Origin of the sequence: Gordonia terrae (assembly GCF_051789125.1) — a bacterium.
Taxonomy (GTDB): Bacteria; Actinomycetota; Actinomycetes; order Mycobacteriales; family Mycobacteriaceae; genus Gordonia; species Gordonia terrae_A.
The window spans coordinates 980,934-1,001,335 of record NZ_CP196526.1 but is presented as its reverse complement, the minus strand read 5'-3'; the positions used below and the strand labels follow the sequence as shown (position 1 = coordinate 1,001,335).

The window sequence follows — 20,402 nt, the reverse complement described above, 5'->3', positions numbered from 1 at the left end:
GTGGACCCTGTCTGTCGGTGTGGAACCTGTCTGTCGTCACGGCTTCAGGCCGACGGTCCCCACCAGCTCGACGACGGCCGCGGGGCCGGTGGCCTCCGGCGGTTGATGCGTGACCACGACGACGATCCGATCGGGTCCGAAGAGGTCGTCGTCGACACCGAGGAGTCTGCGCAACAGGGCGTCGGAGTCGGTTGCGTCGAGATGTTCGGTCGGTTCGTCGAGGAGCACCACCGGCGCGGGGTGGAGGAGCGCCCGGGCCAGCAGCAGCCGGCGCCGCTGGCCTCCGCTGATGACATCGGCACCGCCGGTGATGGTCGTGTCCAGGCCCGCGGGAAGCGCATCCGTCCAGCCGCCGAGCCCGACCCCGCGCAACGCGGCAGTGATCTCGTCGTCGGTGGCGTCGCCGCGCGCCACGCGGAGGTTCTCGCGCAGGGTCGTCGAGAAGATGTGTCCCTCCTCTGCGAAATAGCACACCGCCGAACGCAATTCGACGTCCTCGCCGCTCCCTGCGTCGACGCAGCCCAGTTCGCCCGAGGCCACGGGCAACAGACCGGCCAGCGTGAGCAGGAGTGTCGACTTGCCGACGCCACTCGGCCCCACCACCGCGAGCCGCGATCCCGGCCGCAGGTCGAGGTCCATGCCTTCGTCGGGTCCGAGGACCGCGCGTCCCGGATGCCCCCATCGCAACCCGGCGCCCGCCAACACCACCGGCAACCGATACACGGTGACATCACCTTCGGCGATGCCGCCGGGATGGGCACCGTCGACGAGTGCCATCACCCGCGAGGCGCTCTGGCGGCTGCGTTCGAGCTGCACGCCGGCTTCGCTCAGCGGCGCGGTGGACTCGAACGCCGACAACGGCAGCAGCACGAGGACGCCCAGGATCATCGGCGTCAGACCGTCACCCGAGCTCACCCCGGCCAGCGAACCCGTTGTCTGCGAGGCCAACTGGATCGCGATCACACACGCCGCGACGATCGAGGCGCCCATCGCGAGTGGCGTGGCCGCTGCGGCGGACGCCTGCCACCGGACACCTCGGTCGGTGGCCTGCAGGTGTCTGCGGTCGGCGTCGGCCGCGGCGCCCAGGACCTCGCGCCGTCTGCGGGCGACGACGAGTTCGGACGCGTGCCACAGCGCGGTGGTCGTCGCCTCGGCCACCTCGGACGCGGCTCGGGCGCCGTCGTGGATCGAGTGCGCGCCACCGCGGGCCGCCAGCCACGGGGCGACGACACCACTGACGACGAGCGCCGCGGCCAGCACGACGGCCGCGGGCACCGACACCAGGGTCATCACGACGACGGCGGCCACCGACGTCGTCACACCGATCCCGACGGGGATGAGCCCCCGGATGAGCGCATTGCCGATCTCGTCGATGTCGTCACCGGTCCGGTTCAGCAGTTCGCCTCGCCGGAGGGTCACCGAGTAGGCGGGCGACCCGGTCGCGAGCGCTGCGTACACCCGTTCCCGGGCGGTCGCCATCGCCTGCAGGGCAAGATCGTGGGTGGCCAGGCGCTCGAGATAGCGGAACAGTCCGCGCGAGATCCCCAGCGCCCGAACCGCGGTGATCGCCACGGACAGGTACAGCACCGGCGGCATCTGCCACGCCCGCGTGATCAGCCACGCCGACAATGCCGCGAGTCCGAGGGCCGACAACGACCCACCCACTCCCAGGAGCAACGCCTTGGCGACGGGCCGTCCACGCAGGCCCAGGAATCCGAGTGCGCGGATCAGCGGATCGTCACGCATTGAGCACCTCCGAGCCGGCGGCCGGGAATTCGACCACCCGATCGGCGAATTCGCGCGCCACACCCCGATGCGCGACCACGACGACGGTGTCGCCGGCACGGGCCCGCTCCCGCAGGACGCCGAGCACCTCGCGTTCGGAGGCCCCGTCGAGATGAGCCGTCGGTTCGTCGAGGAGCAGCAGCGGTGCCGGGGAGGCCAGAACCCGCGTGAGCGCGAGTCGTTGACGCTGTCCCGCCGAGAGTCCGACGCCGCCGGTTCCCAGGGTGGTGTCGAGACGGCACGGCAACTCGGCCACCACACCGTCGAAACCGCTGGCGGCGGCTGCGTGTTCGAGGGCTGTGCGGTCGAGCGTGCCGAACAGTTCGAGGTTCTCCCCGACCGTCCCGGGCACGATCACCGGTTGCTGCGGGAGCCAGGCGATCTGCTCGTGCAGCGCCGCGGGGTCGGCCTGCGCGACCGGCGTCGATCCGATGAGTACCGAACCCTCGTCCGGTGAGATCAGGCCCATGACGGCGGCGAGCGCGGTTGACTTGCCCGATCCGTTGGGTCCGCTGAACACGGTCAGTGCGCCTGGTTCGACCGTGGCCCGCAACCCTTCCGGGGCCCAGCCGTCGCGGCCGTGCACTCCGAGGTCGAGAAACGAGATCGGTGCGCCGGCGACGGTGATCCCTCGGGTCCCGGGCGCCGGTTGCGTCGTGGCGTCGGAGTCGATCAGTTCGAAGACCTGTGCGGCGGCGGTCAGACCGTCCGTCGAATTGTGGAACTGCGTGCCGACGCGCCGCAGTGGCAGGTACGCCTCCGGGGCGAGGATCAACGCGAAAACACCGGCATAGAGGGACATCTCGCCGTACACGAGCCGCAGGCCGATGCCCACTGCGACGAGTGCGACGCACAGCGTGGCCAACAGCTCCAGCACGGCGCCGGACAGGAACGCCACCCGCAGCGAGCTCATCGTGCTGCGGCGGTGGGCCTGTCCGAGTTCGGCGACGCGGGCCGCAGGCGCCTCGGCCCGGTTGAGCGCCCGCAGGGTCGGCAGGCCGGCGATCAGGTCGAGGAGCTGAGCGCTGAGGCGGCTCATCGTCTCGAGCTTGCGGGTTGTACGGTCTCGGGTCATCAGCCCCACCAGGACCATGAACGCCGGGATGAGCGGGAGCGTGATCAGGATGATCAGGGCCGACGGCCAGTCGGCGAAGGCGATGACCACTGTCACCACCGGGGTGAGGACCGTCGCGGACACGAGCGCGGGCAGGTAACCGGACAGGTAGGGCCCCAGCGCATCGAGTCCCCGGAGCAGGACGGTGCTCGCGTGCTCCCTTCGGCCCGCCAGCGATCGGGACGACGTCCGACGCGGGTCGGTGAGGACATCGAGCGCTTCGGCGCGCAGCTCGGCGATGGCGCGCTCGGCGGCCCGGTGCGCGTACCGGTCGTGCCCGAAGGCCATCGCCGTCCTGGCCGTCATCGCCGCGGCGAGCACGGCCAGGTGCGCCCACTGTGCATCGAACGAACGCGACGCCGGCGACACGATCAGTTCGGAGAGGATCGAGGCGGCCATCCCCGCGGCGACGATGATCGCGAGCACCTCGGCCACGGCGAACAGCGCGGTGACCGCGACGTAACGGCGGGTCGTCGGCGAATGGCGCAACAGGCGTGGGTCGACGGGCGGCCCCGAGCGCGATGCGCTCCGGCGCTTCACTCGCCGAATGCCCGCAGCGAACGCAGCCCGGACGGCTTCGGCATCTGCTCGACGGACAGTCGCTGACGGAACACCCAGTAGGTCCACGCCTGATAGCCGATGACCACCGGCGTCACGATCGCGGCAGCCCAGGTCATCACGACGAGCGTGTAGTGGCTCGACGACGTGTTCTCGATCGTCAGGTTGTAGGCCGGGTCGATGGTCGAGGGCAGGACATCGGGGAAGAGCGACCCGAACAGGGCGGCCACCGTCGCGGCGATGGCGACCGTCGTGGCCGCGAAAGCCGTTCCCTCCCGGCGCATCTGTGTGGCCGCGACCATCACCATGGCGGCGACGGCGGCGATGAGGACCGGGACCCACGTCCAGGTGCTGCCATAGGCGAGCTGCGTCCACAACAGGAATCCCGCCGCGACGAAGAACGTCGGGATCGCCAGCCGTGAGGCATAGCGCATGGAGTCCTCGCGCAGGACCCCGTCGGTCTTGAGGGACAGGAAGACCGCGCCGTGGGTCAAGAACGCCAGCAGCGTGGTCAGTCCGCCGAGGAGCGCGTACGGGTTGAGGAAGTTGACGAAGCCCCCGGTGTACTGGGCGTCGGCGTCGATGGGCAGCCCCCGGAGCACGTTGGCGAAGGCGATGCCCCACAGCACGGCGGGGATCCACGATCCGAGGCCGATGCCGACATCGCACCACATGCGCCACCGCGGGTTGTCGATCTTGCCCCGCCACTCGATCGCACAGACGCGGCTGATCAGGCCGATCAGGATCAGGAAGAGCGGAAAATAGAAGGCGGAGAACATCGTCGCGTACCAACCGCCGAAGGCGGCGAAGAGTGCCCCGCCCGCGGTGATGAGCCAGACCTCGTTGCCGTCCCACACCGGACCGATCGTGTTCAGCAACACACGCCGGCGGACGTCGGGTTGCGCCGCGGGCTCGTCGGGCGACACCCGGGCGTCACCTCCGGTGTGGCTGCGGCCGAGAATCGGCATGAGCATGCCGACCCCGTAGTCGAAACCCTCGAGCACGAAGTAGCCGATGAACAGCACCGTGATGATCAGGAACCAGAATTCGGGCAGTCCCACTGGTCTCTCCTCTGAGTGGCGGTTCGCTAGTACGCGAACGAGAGTTGCTTGGGCTCATCGCTGTCGGCGTCGGGATCGGAGTGACCCGGTGGCCGCGAGTCGTAACTCGCCGGGCCTTCGATCACGTACCTGCGTTGGAGCATGAACCAGACGACGCCGAGCGCGCCGTAGAGCAGGGTGAAGCCGATCAGCGTCACCAGAACCATCCCCGCGGAGTGGTTCGACACCCCGTTCTGGACGAGCATGTGGATGCGCAACGGGTCGAGATCGTTCTCCCAGTTGGGCGCGACAACCCATGGCTGACGGCCCATCTCGGTGAAGATCCAGCCGGAGCTGTTGGCCAGGAACGGCGTCGGGATCATCAGCAGTGCGATCCGGCCGAACCGGCGGGACTCGACGACGCGCTTGCGCCTGGTCAACCACAGTCCGCCGAGAGCGACGACCACCGATCCCAGCGCCCAGGTGATCATCGCGCGGAAGGCCCAGTACGTCACGAACAGGTTGGGGGCGAAGTTCTGCCCCGCGGGCACCCCGGGTTGCCCCGCCAGCGCCTCGGTGTACTGCTGCTGCAGTTCTTCGACGCCCTGCAGGGTGCTGTCGAAGCTGTGGTCGGCCAAGAACGACAACATCTTTGGGATCTCGATGACGTGTTCGATGTTGTCGCAGTTGTTCTGCCGACCGATCGCCAGGACCGAGAACCCGGCGCCCGTCTCGGTCTCGCAGAGCGATTCCGCCGCAGCCATCTTCATGGGTTGCTGGTTGAACATGATCTGCGACTGCAGATCGCCGGTGATGAAGAGCGCGACGCCGGAGAACACCGTGACCCAGAGCGCGAACCGCGTCACCGGGCGCCAGAACCGTCGCGCATCCTGCTCGAGGTCCTCGGGCGAGGCGTCGATGTGGCTGGGCGAGGTCGCCTTCGGCAGTTCCGAGGAGTCACCGGTCTCGATCGCCTCGCGAAGTTTCTTGGCACGCCACGAGTTCCGGGCCATCCACCAGCAGCCGATCGCGGCGACGAACGTACCGGCGGTGAGGAAGGCCCCGGCGATCACGTGGGGGAAGGCGGCCAGGGTCGTGCTGTTGGTGAGCACCGCCCAGAAGTCGTCCATTCGCGGCCGGTCGCGGGTGGTGTCCCAGACCACCCCGACGGGATGCTGCATCCACGAGTTCGCGGCGATGATGAAGTACGCCGAGGCGATGACGCCGGCGGAGGCCAGCCAGATGCACGCAAGGTGCACCCGGCGCGGGAGGCGGTCCCAGCCGAAGATCCACAGGCCGATGAAGGTCGACTCCAGGAAGAACGCGACGAGCCCCTCGAGGGCGAGTGGTGCGCCGAACACGTCGGCGACGAACCGGCTGTACTCGCTCCAGTTCATGCCGAACTGGAACTCCTGCACGATGCCGGTGGCGACGCCGAGCGCGAAGTTGATGAGGAAGAGCTTCCCGAAGAACTTCGTCGCCCGGAGCCACTGTTCGTTGCCGGTGACATGCCACGCCGTCTGCATGACCGCGATCATCGGCGCGAGACCGATGGTCAGCGGCACCAGGATGAAGTGGTAGACGGTCGTGATCCCGAATTGCCATCGGGAGACGTCCAGAGCGTCCATATCGCCTCGAATCGACGTGCCGGTCCTCGGGCTGCGAGGACGGGCTGAGCCTGCCGGAGTCCTACTACGAAAAGTAGTAGGACGTGAGCGCGACGTTACGCCTGGTCACCGGGCTTCGACAAGCGCCAAAGGTCCTCAAGACCCCCGCGCGACGGTGTCGTTCCTCTCACCGGACGCGCAGTGTGCGGCAGCCCGGGGCGATTCGAGGGGACCGGACTAATCGTCGACGGCGATGGCGCGATCCACCAGCGCGGTGAACGCAGCCGTGTCGGCCGGGACGGGCATCGCGTACCGGTTGAGATGCGTGACCCGGGCGGCGAGCGTGACGCTGCTGAGCAGCCACACCGAGTCGGCCGCGACGAGATCCTCGGGCCGCAGCACACCGGTCTCGGTCTTGTGACCCTCCTGTGCGGCGAGGTCGAACACCGCACGCGCAGTGGTCGATTCGAGAATCCCGATCTCGACGGGAGGGGTGACGAGAGTGTCGCCGTAGATCGCCACGACCGTGGACCTCGGCCCCTCCAGAACGGCACCCTCACTGCTGACGAAGATGACGTCGTCGTAGCCCTCCGACGCCGCGTGGCGCAACGCCGCCATGTTCGTCGCGTAGCTGAGGGTCTTGGCCCCGAGTAGCTGCCAGGGCGCCGCCGCGGCCAGGTCGATCGAGAAACCCCGGTCCAGCGTCACGACCCGGACGCCGTCGGTACGCGCCGACGCGACCCGATCGGGTACGGCGTCGACCGTGGCATAGGCGGTCGGCGCGGAACCGTGCTCGCGCCCCCGTGTGTAGACCAGCCGCAACAACGCCTCGCGGGTTGTCCCGTGCGCTTCCGTCCATGCCTTCACCGCGGTGTCGACCATCGAGCGCCACTCGTCGAGATCGGGCGCGGGCAGTTCCATCGCGGACGCGCTTCGCACCAGCCGCTCCAGATGCAGCCGGACGCACCGCGCCCGGCCCGACCGCACGAGCAGGGTCTCGAAAACGCCGTCGCCGCGGACGGCCGCAAGGTCGTCGGCGTGCAGGAACGGTGCGTCGGCGTCGTGCTGCGTGCCGCCGAGGGAGACAAGGATCGAATCCGCCATGGAGAGAAGGCTGCCATGCGCGCGGCAACCCGCGCGCCGACCCCCGGCGCGAGTCGACCCGTAGAATCGACACGTGAGCCGTTCACCCATCCTGACCAGGCATTCCGACGCCGGAGCGGTACCCGGACCCGGAGATCAGCACTCCCCCGACACCGCATGGCACTACGGCGACCCCCTCGGTGAGCAGCGGGCCGCATCCGGCGGGACGATCATCATCGACCGCTCGGACCGTGCGGTCATCGAGATCCCGGGCGCCGAACGTCTGAGCTGGCTGCACACCATCTCCAGCCAGCACATCACCGATCTTCCCGACCGCTCGAGCGCGGAGAACCTCTCCCTCGACGCCAACGGTCGCGTGGAGGAGCACTTCGTCCTCACCGACATCGACGGGATCACCTGGATCGACACCGAGGGGTCACGCGGCGAACCATTGCTGACCTTCCTCACCAGGATGGTCTTCTGGGCCAAGGCCGAGCCGGCCGCACGCCCGGACATGAAGGTCGTGACGCTCGTCGGACCGGGGGTGCTCGACGGCCCGATCGCCGAGCTCCTCGAAATCGGTCCCGAGACCCGCATCTACCAGGCCGGCGGGCTCCCCGAATCCCATCACGAAGACGAGCCCCTCGGCTTCTGGCGCCGGATGCCCCCACTCGGCGAGGGCCGCGATCTGCCCGTCGTCGACCTCGTGGTGCCGGAGTACGTCCTCACCCGATGGTGGGACACGCTGACCGAGGCCGGTGCACGGATGGCCGGCAGCTGGGCATACGACGCCCTTCGGGTGGCGGCGCGGCGTCCCCGCCTGGGAGTGGACACCGACGACCGGACGATCCCCCACGAGGTGGACTGGATCGGCGGACCCGACGAACTCGGCGCAGTGCACCTCGACAAGGGGTGTTACCGCGGCCAGGAGACCGTCGCCCGTGTCCACAACCTGGGCAAATCGCCACGCCGACTGGTGCTGCTGCACCTGGACGGCAGCGTCGACGAGCGTCCCGCGACCGGGGACCCGGTTGCCGCGGGCGGCCGGACCGTCGGCCGCGTCGGGACCGTCGTCGACCACTACGAATGGGGACCCATCGCGCTGGCCCTCGTCAAGCGCAATGTGGGCGCCGACGTCGAGCTGACCGTCGGCACCGATGCCGCGACGAGCGCCCGCATCGACCCGGACTCGATCCGGGAGGACGACCGGGTCCAGGCCGGGCGTGCTGCTGTCGAACGCCTGCGCGGCGGTTCGACCCGGGGGGCCTGACGCGTGGACTCGGGTGAGGTGCTGGCCGTCTGCGCGGCCGGCGACGACGTGATCCTCGAGGGCATCGGCCGTTCGGCCATCGACAAACGGCCCCGGTCCGGTCGACTCCACGTCGACGAGATGGGGCTCGTCGACGATCACGTCGGCAACAAGAGGCATCACGGCGGTGTCGATCAGGCCGTCTATGCCTACGCCGAGCCCGAGGCGCGGCGATGGGCGGACGAGCTCGGACGTGACCTTCCTTACGGCTGGTTCGGCGAGAACCTGCGCATCGACGGGATCGATGTCAGCGACGCCTTCGTGGGCGAGCGGTGGGAGGTCGGCTCCGACGGTCTGCTGCTCGAGGTGACCATCCCCCGCGTCCCCTGCAAGACCTTCGCGGTGTGGGCGGGTGAGCCGCGGTGGATGAAACGCTTCATGGATCAGGCCGACTTCGGCACCTACCTGCGCGTTGTCCGCCACGGCAGCGTCGGTGCGGGTGATCGTGTCAGGGTCGTCGACCGGCCGGATCACGGCGTGCGCTCTCGCGATCTGCTCGTGGGCGGCGATGCCGACGCCATCCGGTTGCTGCTCGACCGTGACGATCTGCCCGCCAAGGTCCGGCGGGAGGCGCGCAAGGTCGTGACCAAGGCAGAAAGACGCCTCGGCGCGGCAAGCCAGGGTGGACAACACAAATCCTAGAGGCGCGCTAGACTGGCCCCACGACAGAATTACTTCAAGAGAACGGGGCCGCCAAGTGTTTGGCCGCCCCGTCATTGTGCGAGGGGGTCCCATATGGGCCGCGGCCGGGCAAAGGCAAAGCAGACGAAGGTTGCACGTCAGCTGAAGTACTCCACTCCGAACACCGATTTGGAAAGCTTGCAACGCGAGCTCTCCGGACAGGGCGATCCGGTCGTTGACCGACCGGATCCGGTGGTGGACGACTGGGTGGACGAAGAGGAGTGGCGACGCGCTTGACGCGCACACTCCACGGGCGTTGATCTCGACGCCCGGGATCACTCTCGAATTCTCCGCATGAGCGGACCCGCGGTGACGCGGGCCTGTCTTTTCGTATGCAGTTCTTTTGGTGCGCAGTTCAGTCTGTGCGCAGTCCGTCTGTGCACAGTTCTGTCCGTGCACCATGCTGTCGTACGCGGGGTGATCACGTCATGGACAGACACCGACGCTCGCCGATGGTCTCATCGGCGAGCGTCGGTGTTTGTGCAGTGCGTCGGGGTACACGAGGGCCAGGGTCGACCCGGAGAACCTCCGGATACGACTCCTGTTGAGGCAGATGATGATTCGGTACGTTCGCGCAGCGTCGTGCGTGCCGGGTGCGCCTTAGAAGCGCGGGTGCTCGCCCACCAGCGTCACTCGCGAACCGGTGTCAGTCTTCGGGTCGTTGTCGCGCTTGACGGTTCCGAGCACCCAGTTGTCGACGTGGCGGGCGGTCAGCACGGCCTGGGCCCGATCGGTGTCCTCGGGGGCGACGACGGCGACCATGCCCACACCCATGTTGAAGGTGCGTTCCATCTCGACCTGCTCGACCCGGCCGCGCTGGGCGATCAGGGCGAAGATCGGCGCCGGTGTCCAGGTGTTGCGTTCGAGCTCGGCGACGAGTCCCTGCGGGATCACCCGCGCCAGGTTCTCCGCCAGGCCGCCGCCGGTGATGTGGGCGAAGGTGCGCACATCGGCTTCGGCGATCAGTGCCAGACAGTCCCGGGCGTAGATGCGGGTCGGTTCGAGCAGTTCCTCGCCGAGGCTGCGTCCGAACTCCTCCACATGACCGAAGAGGTCCATGTGGCCCCACTCGAGCAGCACCTTGCGCGCCAGGGAGTACCCGTTGGAGTGCAGGCCCGACGATCCCATGCCGATCACCACGTCACCGGCACGGACCCGGTCGGGAGTGAGGACGTTGTCGGCCTCCACGACCCCGACCGCCGTCGCCGACAGGTCGTAGTGGTTGTCCTGCATCAGGCCGGGATGCTCGGCCGTCTCGCCGCCGAGCAGTGCGCATCCGGCTTCGACACAACCGTCGGCGATGCCGGCGACGATCTGCGCCACGGTTTCCGGGACGACCTTGCCGACCGCGATGTAGTCCTGCAGGAACAGCGGCTCCGCGCCACAGACCACGAGGTCGTCGACGCACATGGCGACCAGGTCCCGGCCGACGGTGTCGTGCTTGTCGATCGCCTGGGCGACGGCCAGCTTGGTACCGACACCGTCGCTGGCGGCTGCGAGTACGGGCTCGCGATAGTTGCCCTTGAGCGCGAACAGTCCCGAGAAGCCACCGATACCGCCGAGCACCTCGGGGCGTGAAGCGCGCTTGGCGTGGGGCGCGATGAGTTCCACCGCGCGCTCACCGGCGTCGATGTCCACACCGGCCGCCGCGTAGGAGGCCGGCGGCCCGCCCACCGGCGTCGACGTCGATGCGGCGCCTGCCGTCTCGTCGGCAGCAGCATCCCGCTCCGTCATCACCGCAGCACTCCCTGTTCGAAGAATCTCGTCGAAAAATCTCGGCGGCGTGTTCGCCGACGGATCACACGCTACCGGAGGGCCGACGGCGCGATGTCAGGGCCGCATCACGGCGCTGACATTGTCGTTCTGCGCGGTCAGCGGGTCCGCAGTGCGGTCGCCGGCGGCGCTGGCGAGCATCTGCTCGAGGACCGCCTTGCCCATCGAGGTCTCCTTGGGCAGCTCGATCGGGTACTTGCCGTCGAAACACGCCGCACACAGCGACGACGCGGACTGACCCGTCGAGTTGATCATCTCGTCGATGCTGATGTAGCCGAGCGAGTCCGCACCGATCGCCTGCCGGACCCCTTCGACCATCCCGGCCTCGGACTCCATGCCGTTGGCGATCAGTTCGGCCGGAGACGCGAAGTCGATGCCGTAGAAGCAGGGCCACCGGACGGGGCTCGACGCGATCCGCACGTGGACCTCGGCCGCACCGGCTTCCCGCAGCATGCGGATGAGTGCGCGCTGGGTGTTCCCGCGCACGATCGAGTCGTCGACGACCACGAGCTTCTTGCCGCGGATGACCTCGCGCAACGGGTTGAGCTTGAGTCGGATGCCGAGCTGACGGATGGTCTGCGACGGCTGGATGAACGTACGGCCGACGTAGGCGTTCTTCATCAGGCCCTGCCCGTACGGGATTCCGGATTCCTGGGCGAACCCGACCGCGGCCGGCACCCCGGACTCGGGCACCGGGATGACCAGGTCGCCCTCGGCGGGGTGTTCCTTGGCGAGGCGACGGCCGATCTCGACGCGCGTCGAATGAACCGAACGCCCGTGGATCACCGAGTCGGGCCGGGCGAGATAGACGTATTCGAAGACACAGCCGCTGGGGGTCGGCTCGGCGAAACGCGAGCTCCGCACGCCGTCGGCGTCGATGGCCAGCAGCTCGCCCGGCTCGATGTCGCGGACGAAGGACGCGCCGACGATGTCGAGCGCGGCGGTCTCCGACGCGACGACCCAGCCGCGGTCGAGGCGGCCGAGCGACAGCGGGCGCACGCCGTGCGGATCACGCGCGGCGTACAGGGTGTGCTCGTCCATGAAGGTGAGACAGAACGCGCCCCGCAGGGTCGGCAGCAGTTCCATCGCGGCCTGCTCTATCGAGCTGTCGGCCGCGCCGTGCGCCAGCAGGGCGCCGACGACGTCGGAGTCCGACGTCGCGGCCGAGCTCTTGATGCCCTCGGCGCGGGCGCGGGCGGACAGTTCGGCGGTGTTGACCAGGTTGCCGTTGTGGCCGAGTGCGACACCGGTACCGGCGTCGGTGGTGCGGAAGATCGGCTGCGAGTTCTCCCACGTCGTGGAACCGGTGGTGGAGTAACGGCAGTGACCGATGGCCACGTGCCCGCTCATCGCGCCCAGGGTCTGCTCGTCGAAGACCTGACTGACCAGGCCGAGATCCTTGAAGACGACGACCTGGCTGCCGTCGCCGACGGCGATGCCCGCGGCTTCCTGGCCACGATGCTGCAGCGCGTAGAGGCCGTAGTAGCTCAGCTTGGCGACGTCCTCGCCGGGTGCCCAGACGCCGAAGACGCCGCATTCCTCGCGGGGTTCGTTCTCGGGTTCGTCCAGCGGAGCGGGGTTGAGCGCGCCCGCACCGCGTGCGGAGCATCCGCCCGCCGGCGCCGTGGGAGCGAGCAGGTTCACGTTGGCGATCGAATGATCAGGCATCGACTGGCTCCCTGGGGCTGCGAATCGGTCCGTCGAGTGGGCTGGCAGACATGTGGGAGTTTACGTGTCGGTCGGCTCCCATTGCGAATCTTGCAGCAGTGTCGTGGGGCCGTTGATTCCGTGACCGCGGTTCAGAGTGACTGATCACACTCCCGGCGCGATCATCGCCCCGCCTCCGGCCCGAGCGGGATGAGGGGCAGCAGCTCGGCGATCAGACCCGCCCGATGACCCGAGGCGTCGATCGCACCCGCGGCGAGCGCGTCGTCGAACGTGTCCAGGCCGGTGACGAGGCGCAGCCAGGTGCGTGACGACATCTCGACGACGTTCGGCGGCGTCCCCCGGGTGTGCCGGGGGCCCTCGATGCACTGCACCGCGACGAAGGGCGGGACCCGGACCTCCACGGAGTTTCCCGGCGCGAGGTGTTCGAGAGTGCGCGCCGACAGCCGGACAGCGGCGGCGAGGGCGGTGCGTGAGGGTGCGGGCTCGGCGGCATCGGTGAGCCATCCGGCCACCGCGAGTACGGCGGCACGGACCTCGGCGGGGTCCACTCTCTTACGCGGCGGCACGGAAGCCATCTTGCATCAGGGTTTCCGATCGCCCGTATCGGGCAGTATTGACCGCATGGGAGCCGAGGTGACGAAACAGCAATTCACCGGCGAGGACCGGGTGCGTTTCCGCAAGCAGGTGGGACGGGGCACGGAAGCCATCGCGCGGATGCTCACCGACGGGCTGTTCACCGACCAGGGCAGGCCGCCGCGCCCCCTGCTCGGGATGGAGGTCGAGCTCAACCTCGTCGACGAACAGATGCGTCCGGCGATGGCCAACGCGACCGTTCTCGAAGCGATCGCCGACCCGGACTATCAGACCGAACTCGGCCAGTTCAACATCGAGATCAACGTCTCGCCACGGCCCTTCACCACCGACGACACGATTTCGCTTGAGCAGGCACTGCGCACCTCGCTCAATCGTGCCGAGGAGCGCGCGGCCCAGACGTCGAACCATCTGGTGATGATCGGCATGCTGCCCACGCTGAAGTCCGAACACTTTGCCCATCACTGGATCTCGGCCAATCCCCGGTACGACCTGCTGAACGAGCAGATCTTCGCGGCCCGTGGCGAAGACCTGGAGATCGACCTCACCGGGGTACCGCTCACCGACGGTCACCACACCGAACACCTGCGCACCTCGACCGACTCCATACTCCCGGAGGCGGCATGCACATCGCTGCAGCTGCATCTACGCGTGGCCCCCGAAGACTTTGCGGCACATTGGAATGCCGCACAGGCCATCGCCGGGGTCCAGGTCGCCCTGGCCGGCAACTCGCCCTTCCTCGCCGAGACCGCGCTGTGGCACGAGAGCCGTATCCCCGTCTTCGAGCAGGCCACCGACACCCGGCCGCTGGAACTGAAGAACCAGGGGGTGCGGCCGCGGGTGTGGTTCGGGGAACGATGGATCAACACCATCTTCGATCTCTTCGAGGAGAACACCCGCTATTTCCCCGCGCTGCTGCCGGTCTCGACCGACACCGACCCGCTGGCCGAACTCGACGCAGGCCGCGTCCCGACGCTCGACGAACTACGCCTGCACAACGGGACCGTGTACCGGTGGAACCGGCCGGTGTACGACATCCACGAGGGACATGCCCATCTCCGAGTCGAGAACCGCGTGCTGCCGGCCGGCCCGACGGTCGTCGACACCATGGCGAACGCGGCCTTCTACTACGGCGTCGTGCGCGGCCTCGTCGAATCCGACCGTCCGCTGTGGTCGCGGATGTCGTTCAACGCCGCCGCCGAGAACCTCCGGTCCGGCGCCCGGACCGGAATGGAATCGCAGCTCTACTGGCCCGATGTCGGCTGGGTGCGTCCCGACGAACTCGTCCTGCGTCGCCTGCTCACCCTCGCCGAGGACGGATTGCGCAGCTTCGGCGTCTCCGACAAGGCCCGCAAGCGGTACCTGTCGGTGATCGAGGGGCGGTGCATCTCACGCCAGACCGGCTCGGTGTGGCAGCGGCAGGCCGTCGCGGCCCGGGAACGAGCCGGCGAGAGCCGCGCCGACGCGCTGCGCGGCATGCTGCGCGATTACGTGACGCAGATGCACGAGGGTGAGCCCGTGCACGTGTGGGAGGTGTGACCGCCACCGACCGGCCCGGGCGCGAGTGCGTCGGCAACGCCTGCTTTAATGGAAACAATTTCCATTAAGGAGGCTCAGTTGAAGGTCCGTGCATCCATTCGCTCGCTGAAGAACCAAGCGGGGTCGCAGGTCGTGAAGCGCAAGGGTCGCATCTACGTGATCAACAAGAACAATCCCAGGTTCAAGGCGCGGCAGGGCTGATCAGAAGTCCCCCGTGGCCGCGTGCGCAGCCGTGCGGCTACTCTCGCGCGACCAACCCCCGGCCGGACACGAGCGGCAGATCCAGCGCCGTCACGAGCCCCGGCTTCGCATCGACGACCGCGGCAACGGAATTCACGAGCCGCATGGCCGTCACGATCATGCCGGACACGTTGTGGTCGCCGTGTTCGCCGTGATGTCCGAACTCGACGACCATCTCCGGTTCGCCCGAGATCGCGATGCGGTAGCAGCCGTCACCGTCGTGCGGCGACGGCCACTGCGGGCACTGATCAGCGTGCGTGCGTGTGTAGTGCTCCAGGACAACACGATCCACGCCGTCGACCTGACCGGCGACCTCGAAGCGCAGGGCCGCCATCGTGCCCTTGGGGATCTCGACCGAGACCGTGGAGTAGTCCCGATCCGCCTCGACCCGCTCGACACGTTCCACCAGTGGTTCGTCGAGCACGAGGTCGAGCCCGGCGGCGATCTGACGGACCACGCTCCCCCACGCCATCGAGAGGATGCCCGGTGAGAGCAGCATCGGGGTGGTGTCCATGGGCTGGCCGAAGCCGAACAGATCGCGCATGACGACCGGCTGATAGTACGTCGAATAGTCGGCGATCTCCTGGCAGCGCACCTCGTCGATCCGCTGGGAGAGGCTCGTCATCGCCAGGGGCAGAGCGTCATTGGCAAAACCCGGGTCGATGCCGTTGACGTGCAGGCTGGCGTTGCCCGCCTGACCGGCCGAGGCGATCCGCTCGAGAAGCGAGTCGGGCAGGATGCCCTGCGGGAACTGCAGCACCACCGGACCGCTCGACACCACGTTGATCCCGTTCTCCACGAAGAAGATCAGATCCTCGATGGCCTCCATGACCCGGTCGTCGGTCATCGCCGTGTGCACGATGCAGTCGGGTTCGAGGGCGATCAGCGCGTCGCGGTCGTCGGTCGCCGCCACGCCGAGTTCACGACCGAGGCCGGCCAGTTCGCCTGCGTCTCTGCCGACCTTCGCGGGGTCGGACACCCAGACGCCGACGAGTTCGAGATCGGGCCGGGCATCGATCCCGGCGATGGCATGTCGTCCGACGGTTCCGGTCGACCACTCGACCACGCGCAAAGTCATACCGACCAAACTAGAACACGTTGCAATTCGACGGGCCGGATCGGTCAGAACCGATCGCGGCCGCCGGTGCGTTCCGCCGCTAGGCTCGACAGACGATGACCCCACCGCAACCCACCGGCGCAGCTCCGGCTCCGCTGCACATCGACCACCACGGGCACCGCACCATGCTCAAGTGGCATCGGGGCCGACGCCGGGCCGGCGACCCCGCCTTCACCGCGACGCGCATCGTCGAGGGGATGAGACTCGGAGCGAGCGTCGAGGTGGACCTGGTGATCCACGCCGACCGGGGCTTCGCGGTCCTGCACGACCGCATCGTCGACCACGCCACGACCGGTACCGGCGCGGTGTCCGCGTTGCCCGCGTCGTATCTGCGCGGATTGTCGTTGCGCGACAACGACGGTTCCGAGATCGACGAACGAGTTCTGCTGCTCGAGGACCTCACCGCACTCTTCGACGGCATCGAGATCGCGCCCGGCGCGCTCCTCCAGCTGGATTTCAAGGAGGACGACGCCGCCCTCGACCCGGTGGCGGTCGAGGTGTTCGCGAACAGCGTCGCCCCACTCGCCGAGCACTACATCCTGTCGTGTGGCGACGCCGCCGCCGTCGAGACACTGACCCGCGCCGCGCCGGGCGTCCGGATCGGTTACGACCCTTGCCATCACGGTGCCGCTGACGCGGCGATCCGGTCCGGGGATTTCGACGGCTTCGTCGAGCGTGCGGTGTCGGCGTCGCCGAACGCCGAGATGATCTATCTCGAGAACCGGCTGATCCTGACCGCCGACGACCGGGGGTACGACATCGTCGGCGCCTTCCACGCGCGCGGGCGGCGCGTCGACGGGTACACGATCACCCGCGTGGGTCCGCGAACAGTGCCCGAACTGAAGCGGCTGTTGGAGTTGCGGGTCGACCAGATCACGACCGACGATCCCGAAGCACTCGCTGCGCTCGACCCGAATGGCTCCGCAGACGAGCACGGGTCCCGGTTGATCCGCTGGCTCCGGAGGGCCACCGGCGCGTCAGACGCGTAGGGACCGGAATGGTTCGACAGGGATGTTGCGCACGACGAACCATGTGAGGACGACGACGAGTACGACGACGCCCGAGTAGCGGAAGTTCTGCCAGCTCCGCATCCGGCGACCCGTCCACAACCGGACGCAGTACGCGCCGAAGGCGACGAGCAGCAACCCCATCGCGAGAACACCGACCGCGTTGTAGTGCAGAGCGGCCGGGACGTCGCCGTGGAGCAGCGAATAGATCGCCCGCAGCGATCCGCAACCAGGACACGTCACGCCGAAGATCAGCTTGGTCGGACACATCGGAAGGGCGCCGCCCGGTGTCGTCGGATCGCCGAACCATACGGCCGCACAGAGCATCCCGGTACCGGCGACCACCGTCGCCGGCCCGAGGAACCGATGCTTCGAGAGGGCCGAGACCCGTCCGAGGACGGCCCTCTCGAAGCGCTCAGTACGTGGACGTCGACGCGGAGGCGCCGAGAAGGATGACGAAGAAGATGACATAGACGATGATGATCAACACCCAGATGACGACCGACGAGATCGCACTCCACAGCGCCCACTTCTTGGCTTCGTCGGCGGCCTTCTGCGCACCGGCGTAATCGCCCGCGGCCCACAGCTTGCTGACCGACGTCGACTTCACGATCGACACGATGCCCAGCGGCAGGCAGCACAGCACCGTCGCGAGGATCGCCCACACGAGGTTGTTGTCCGGCTCCGGGCCGGCCGGGTTCATCCCGTACGGCTGCTGTCCGTACCCACCGGCGCCGTAGTTCGGCGGCTGGTTGGGATCATAGGGATAGCTCATCTGCGCCCTTTCGACTCAGTTCGAGAACCCCAGGAGCGTAACCGACCCTCGCCGCGCGCAGCAGGTCTGCGAGCGAGATTGATTCCATTGACAGACAACGGATCGCCGCAGGTGAGGCCGTTGCGCCGCGCAACTACACTGCGTCGCCGAACAGCCTGGGCAGGGTGCCCTCGTAGGTCTCCCGCAACTCGCTCAGCGGCACCGAGAAGTAGTCCTGGATCTCCACCGAGTCGCTGCCCTGGTCGACCACGCCGATGCGCGTCCACGGCATCTCACGAGCATCGAGCATCGCGGTGAACCGTGACTCCTCGGTGCGGGGCACCGCGACGAGCACACGGCCGGAGGACTCGGAGAACAGCCAGACGAACGGATCGGCATCCTCGGGCAGCAGCAACCGGCACCCGGTCTCGCCCGCGAGCGCGGCCTCGACGACGGTCTGGATGAGGCCACCCTCGCTGAGATCGTGTGCGGCCGAGATCAATCCGTCGCGCGACGATGCGGCCAGGATGTCGGCGAGAAGCCGCTCGCGTTCGAGATCGACCTGCGGCGGCACCCCGCCGAGATGGTCGTGGCTGACCTGCGCCCAGATCGAACCGTCGAACTCGTCGCGGGTCTCACCGAGCAGGATCAGGGTCTCGCCCGGCTCGGTGCCGAGGCCGGTCGGGATACGGCGGTGCACATCGTCGATGACGCCGAGGACACCGATGACCGGCGTCGGCAGGATCGGCGTCGCCCCGGTCTGGTTGTAGAAGCTGACGTTGCCACCGGTCACCGGGATGCCGAGCTGCGCGCAACCATCGGCGAGTCCGCGCACCGCCTGCTGGAACTGCCACATCACCGCCGGGTCGTCGGGCGAGCCGAAGTTGAGGCAGTTGGTGACGGCCTTCGGCGTGGCACCGGACACCGCGACGTTCCGATAGGCCTCCGCGAGGGCGAGCTGCGCACCGCGGTAGGGGTCGAGGAAGGTGTAGCGGCCGGAAGCGTCGGTAGCCAGGGCGATCCCGCGCCCGGTCTCCTCGTCGATTCGGATCATGCCCGAGTCGGCGTGTTCGGCCAGGACGGTGTTGCCGCGGACGTACCGGTCGTACTGGTCGGTGATGAACTTGCGACTGCACAGCGCAGGCGAGGCGAGCATCTCCAGGAGCGTCTCGCGCAGCTGGTCGGGTGTACCCGGTCGCAGCAGCGGTTCGGTCGTCGACGCGATCACCGTGTCCTGCCAGTCCGGTCGTGCGACCGGACGCTCGTAGACCGGGCCGTCGTGGGCGACGGTGCGCGGCGGGACGTCGACGACGGTCTCCCCGTGCCAATTGATGACGAGATGCTCGCCATCGGTGACCTCACCGATCTCGGTCGCGAGAACGTCCCACTTGCGGCAGACCTCGAGGAACTTCTCGACATTCTCCGGAGTGACGACGGCACACATGCGTTCCTGCGATTCGCTGGAGAGCACCTCCGCCGGGGTCATGCCCTCGGCGCGCATCGGCACCTTCTCCAGGTCGATGTGCATGCCCCCGTCTCCCGCTGCCGCGAGTTCGCTGGTGGCACAAGCCAACCCGGCACCGCCGAGATCCTGGATGCCCACCACGAGGCCGGCGTGGTAGAGCTCGAGACAGCACTCGATGAGCACCTTCTCGGTGAACGGATCGCCCACCTGGACGCTCGGCAGCTTCTTGCGGTTCGGACGCGACCCCACTGCACCATTGGACCCGCCCGCTTCGCTCCCGGTGTCCGTGTCGTCGAAGGTCTCCGACGCCAGCACCGACACGCCGCCGATGCCGTCGAGACCGGTTCGCGCGCCGAACAGGATGATCTTGTTGCCGGTACCCGAGGCGAACGCCAGATGCAGGTCCTCGGTACGCAGCACACCCGCGCACAAGGCGTTGACCAGCGGGTTGCCCGCGTAGCTGGCGTCGAAGACGGTCTCACCGCCGACGTTCGGCAGACCCAGCGAGTTGCCGTATCCACCGACGCCGCGGACCACTCCGTCGACGACGCGGCGGGTGTCGGGAGCGTCCGCCGCGCCGAAGCGCAGCTGATCCATCACCGCGATCGGGCGTGCGCCCATCGCCATGATGTCGCGGACGATGCCGCCGACGCCGGTCGCGGCGCCCTGGTATGGCTCGACGTAACTCGGGTGGTTGTGCGACTCGACCTTGAACGTCACCGCCCAGCCGTCGCCGATGTCGACGACACCGGCGTTCTCACCGATACCGGCGAGCATGCTGGCCCGCATCTCGTCGGTCGTGGTCTCCCCGAAGTACCGCAGATGCACCTTCGACGACTTGTAGCTGCAGTGCTCGGACCACATCACCGAGTACATCGCCAGTTCGGCGTCGGTGGGCCGACGGCCCAGGATCTCGCGAATCCGGGCGTACTCGTCGTCCTTGAGTCCGAGTTCGCGGAACGGTTGCGGATTATCCGGGGTCTGGGCAGCGGCTGAGACGGTATCCACCTGGGCACTCACTCTGATCAGTCTAGGCGGGTGCGGGCGCCCGCGACCGACGGGGCATCGAGG

The 20,402-nt window shown here is 68.2% G+C and carries 18 protein-coding genes; 6 read left to right on the top strand and 12 right to left on the bottom strand.

The features are described 5' to 3' along the window. Positions 1-36 precede the first annotated feature (36 nt). The 5 genes from cydC to ACSUZC_RS04565 form a co-directional block, all read right to left on the bottom strand. The gene (gene cydC, locus ACSUZC_RS04585; RefSeq protein ID WP_439031725.1) at positions 37-1,746 is read right to left on the bottom strand and encodes a thiol reductant ABC exporter subunit CydC; all 1,710 of its coding nucleotides are present in this window, start codon (positions 1,744-1,746) and stop codon (positions 37-39) included. Then, complete coding sequence (cydD, locus tag ACSUZC_RS04580) at positions 1,739-3,439, bottom strand: thiol reductant ABC exporter subunit CydD (protein ID WP_439031724.1); 1,701 nt, start codon at positions 3,437-3,439, stop codon at positions 1,739-1,741. The genes cydC and cydD overlap by 8 nt, the downstream gene beginning before the upstream one ends. Beyond that, positions 3,436-4,518: a cytochrome d ubiquinol oxidase subunit II gene (gene cydB, locus ACSUZC_RS04575; RefSeq protein WP_439031723.1), complete on the bottom strand. Its 1,083-nt coding sequence runs from the start codon at positions 4,516-4,518 to the stop codon at positions 3,436-3,438. The genes cydD and cydB overlap by 4 nt, the downstream gene beginning before the upstream one ends. A 26-nt stretch (positions 4,519-4,544) precedes the next feature. Further along, the gene (locus ACSUZC_RS04570) at positions 4,545-6,125 is read right to left on the bottom strand and encodes a cytochrome ubiquinol oxidase subunit I (RefSeq protein ID WP_439031722.1); all 1,581 of its coding nucleotides are present in this window, start codon (positions 6,123-6,125) and stop codon (positions 4,545-4,547) included. A 216-nt stretch (positions 6,126-6,341) separates the two neighbouring features. Next, the gene (locus ACSUZC_RS04565; RefSeq protein WP_439031721.1) at positions 6,342-7,208 is read right to left on the bottom strand and encodes an aminodeoxychorismate lyase; all 867 of its coding nucleotides are present in this window, start codon (positions 7,206-7,208) and stop codon (positions 6,342-6,344) included. A gap of 73 nt (positions 7,209-7,281) precedes the next feature. On the opposite strand from ACSUZC_RS04565, the gene ygfZ reads away from it, so the two are divergent. The 3 genes from ygfZ to ACSUZC_RS04550 all read left to right on the top strand — a co-directional run bounded on the left by ygfZ (position 7,282) and on the right by ACSUZC_RS04550 (position 9,414). Further along, the gene (gene ygfZ / locus ACSUZC_RS04560; RefSeq protein WP_439031720.1) at positions 7,282-8,457 is read left to right on the top strand and encodes a CAF17-like 4Fe-4S cluster assembly/insertion protein YgfZ; all 1,176 of its coding nucleotides are present in this window, start codon (positions 7,282-7,284) and stop codon (positions 8,455-8,457) included. 3 nt (positions 8,458-8,460) lie between these two features. After that, positions 8,461-9,138, top strand: a complete 678-nt coding sequence (locus ACSUZC_RS04555; RefSeq protein ID WP_439031719.1) for an MOSC domain-containing protein — start codon at positions 8,461-8,463, stop codon at positions 9,136-9,138. A 93-nt stretch (positions 9,139-9,231) separates the two neighbouring features. Beyond that, positions 9,232-9,414 carry a DUF3073 domain-containing protein gene (locus tag ACSUZC_RS04550; protein ID WP_439031718.1) on the top strand — a complete coding sequence of 61 codons (183 nt, stop codon included), beginning with the start codon at positions 9,232-9,234 and terminating at the stop codon, positions 9,412-9,414. Positions 9,415-9,777: 363 nt separating this feature from the next. Here ACSUZC_RS04550 and purM read toward each other — a convergent pair whose 3' ends face one another. The 3 genes from purM to ACSUZC_RS04535 all read right to left on the bottom strand — a co-directional run bounded on the left by purM (position 9,778) and on the right by ACSUZC_RS04535 (position 13,193). Next, positions 9,778-10,911 (bottom strand): phosphoribosylformylglycinamidine cyclo-ligase, encoded by a 1,134-nt coding sequence (purM, locus tag ACSUZC_RS04545; protein ID WP_439031717.1) that lies wholly within the window; start codon positions 10,909-10,911, stop codon positions 9,778-9,780. 96 nt (positions 10,912-11,007) lie between these two features. Further along, positions 11,008-12,618 (bottom strand): amidophosphoribosyltransferase, encoded by a 1,611-nt coding sequence (gene purF, locus ACSUZC_RS04540; RefSeq protein ID WP_439031716.1) that lies wholly within the window; start codon positions 12,616-12,618, stop codon positions 11,008-11,010. A gap of 161 nt (positions 12,619-12,779) precedes the next feature. Further along, a complete protein-coding gene (locus tag ACSUZC_RS04535; RefSeq protein WP_439031715.1) occupies positions 12,780-13,193 on the bottom strand; it encodes a sterol carrier family protein in 414 nt (137 codons plus the stop codon). Between the two features lie 46 nt (positions 13,194-13,239). On the opposite strand from ACSUZC_RS04535, the gene ACSUZC_RS04530 reads away from it, so the two are divergent. Then, complete coding sequence (locus tag ACSUZC_RS04530; protein ID WP_439031714.1) at positions 13,240-14,748, top strand: glutamate--cysteine ligase; 1,509 nt, start codon at positions 13,240-13,242, stop codon at positions 14,746-14,748. 78 nt (positions 14,749-14,826) lie between these two features. Continuing rightward, entirely contained in the window at positions 14,827-14,949 is a 123-nt protein-coding gene (ykgO, locus tag ACSUZC_RS04525) for a type B 50S ribosomal protein L36 (RefSeq protein WP_238422245.1), read from the top strand. 37 nt (positions 14,950-14,986) lie between these two features. Here ykgO and ACSUZC_RS04520 read toward each other — a convergent pair whose 3' ends face one another. Continuing rightward, complete coding sequence (locus tag ACSUZC_RS04520; RefSeq protein ID WP_439031713.1) at positions 14,987-16,066, bottom strand: NAD(P)H-dependent amine dehydrogenase family protein; 1,080 nt, start codon at positions 16,064-16,066, stop codon at positions 14,987-14,989. A 95-nt stretch (positions 16,067-16,161) separates the two neighbouring features. On the opposite strand from ACSUZC_RS04520, the gene ACSUZC_RS04515 reads away from it, so the two are divergent. Next, positions 16,162-17,094 carry a glycerophosphodiester phosphodiesterase gene (locus tag ACSUZC_RS04515; RefSeq protein ID WP_439031712.1) on the top strand — a complete coding sequence of 311 codons (933 nt, stop codon included), beginning with the start codon at positions 16,162-16,164 and terminating at the stop codon, positions 17,092-17,094. On the opposite strand, the gene ACSUZC_RS04510 is transcribed toward ACSUZC_RS04515, so the two are convergent. The 3 genes from ACSUZC_RS04510 to purL all read right to left on the bottom strand — a co-directional run bounded on the left by ACSUZC_RS04510 (position 17,083) and on the right by purL (position 20,351). Next, positions 17,083-17,439, bottom strand: a complete 357-nt coding sequence (locus tag ACSUZC_RS04510; protein WP_439032988.1) for a DUF2752 domain-containing protein — start codon at positions 17,437-17,439, stop codon at positions 17,083-17,085. The two genes, ACSUZC_RS04515 and ACSUZC_RS04510, sit on opposite strands and share 12 nt — an antisense overlap. An 88-nt stretch (positions 17,440-17,527) precedes the next feature. Continuing rightward, positions 17,528-17,887, bottom strand: a complete 360-nt coding sequence (locus ACSUZC_RS04505) for a CD225/dispanin family protein (RefSeq protein ID WP_439031711.1) — start codon at positions 17,885-17,887, stop codon at positions 17,528-17,530. A gap of 133 nt (positions 17,888-18,020) precedes the next feature. Next, positions 18,021-20,351 carry a phosphoribosylformylglycinamidine synthase subunit PurL gene (purL, locus tag ACSUZC_RS04500; protein ID WP_439031710.1) on the bottom strand — a complete coding sequence of 777 codons (2,331 nt, stop codon included), beginning with the start codon at positions 20,349-20,351 and terminating at the stop codon, positions 18,021-18,023. Positions 20,352-20,402 lie beyond the last annotated feature (51 nt).

Excerpts from the sequence above, each read along its gene's own strand:
- cydC (WP_439031725.1), bottom strand. The coding sequence starts at position 1,746 with ATGCGTGACGATCCGCTGATCCGCGCACTCGGATTCCTGGGCCTGCGT.
- ACSUZC_RS04510 (WP_439032988.1), bottom strand. The coding sequence starts at position 17,439 with ATGCTCTGTGCGGCCGTATGGTTCGGCGATCCGACGACACCGGGCGGC.
- purM (WP_439031717.1), bottom strand. The coding sequence starts at position 10,911 with ATGACGGAGCGGGATGCTGCTGCCGACGAGACGGCAGGCGCCGCATCG.
- ACSUZC_RS04565 (WP_439031721.1), bottom strand. The coding sequence starts at position 7,208 with ATGGCGGATTCGATCCTTGTCTCCCTCGGCGGCACGCAGCACGACGCC.
- ACSUZC_RS04570 (WP_439031722.1), bottom strand. The coding sequence starts at position 6,125 with ATGGACGCTCTGGACGTCTCCCGATGGCAATTCGGGATCACGACCGTC.
- ACSUZC_RS04535 (WP_439031715.1), bottom strand. The coding sequence starts at position 13,193 with ATGGCTTCCGTGCCGCCGCGTAAGAGAGTGGACCCCGCCGAGGTCCGT.
- purF (WP_439031716.1), bottom strand. The coding sequence starts at position 12,618 with ATGCCTGATCATTCGATCGCCAACGTGAACCTGCTCGCTCCCACGGCG.
- ACSUZC_RS04550 (WP_439031718.1), top strand. The coding sequence starts at position 9,232 with ATGGGCCGCGGCCGGGCAAAGGCAAAGCAGACGAAGGTTGCACGTCAG.
- ACSUZC_RS04530 (WP_439031714.1), top strand. The coding sequence starts at position 13,240 with ATGGGAGCCGAGGTGACGAAACAGCAATTCACCGGCGAGGACCGGGTG.
- ACSUZC_RS04520 (WP_439031713.1), bottom strand. The coding sequence starts at position 16,066 with ATGACTTTGCGCGTGGTCGAGTGGTCGACCGGAACCGTCGGACGACAT.
- ACSUZC_RS04505 (WP_439031711.1), bottom strand. The coding sequence starts at position 17,887 with ATGAGCTATCCCTATGATCCCAACCAGCCGCCGAACTACGGCGCCGGT.
- ACSUZC_RS04515 (WP_439031712.1), top strand. The coding sequence starts at position 16,162 with ATGACCCCACCGCAACCCACCGGCGCAGCTCCGGCTCCGCTGCACATC.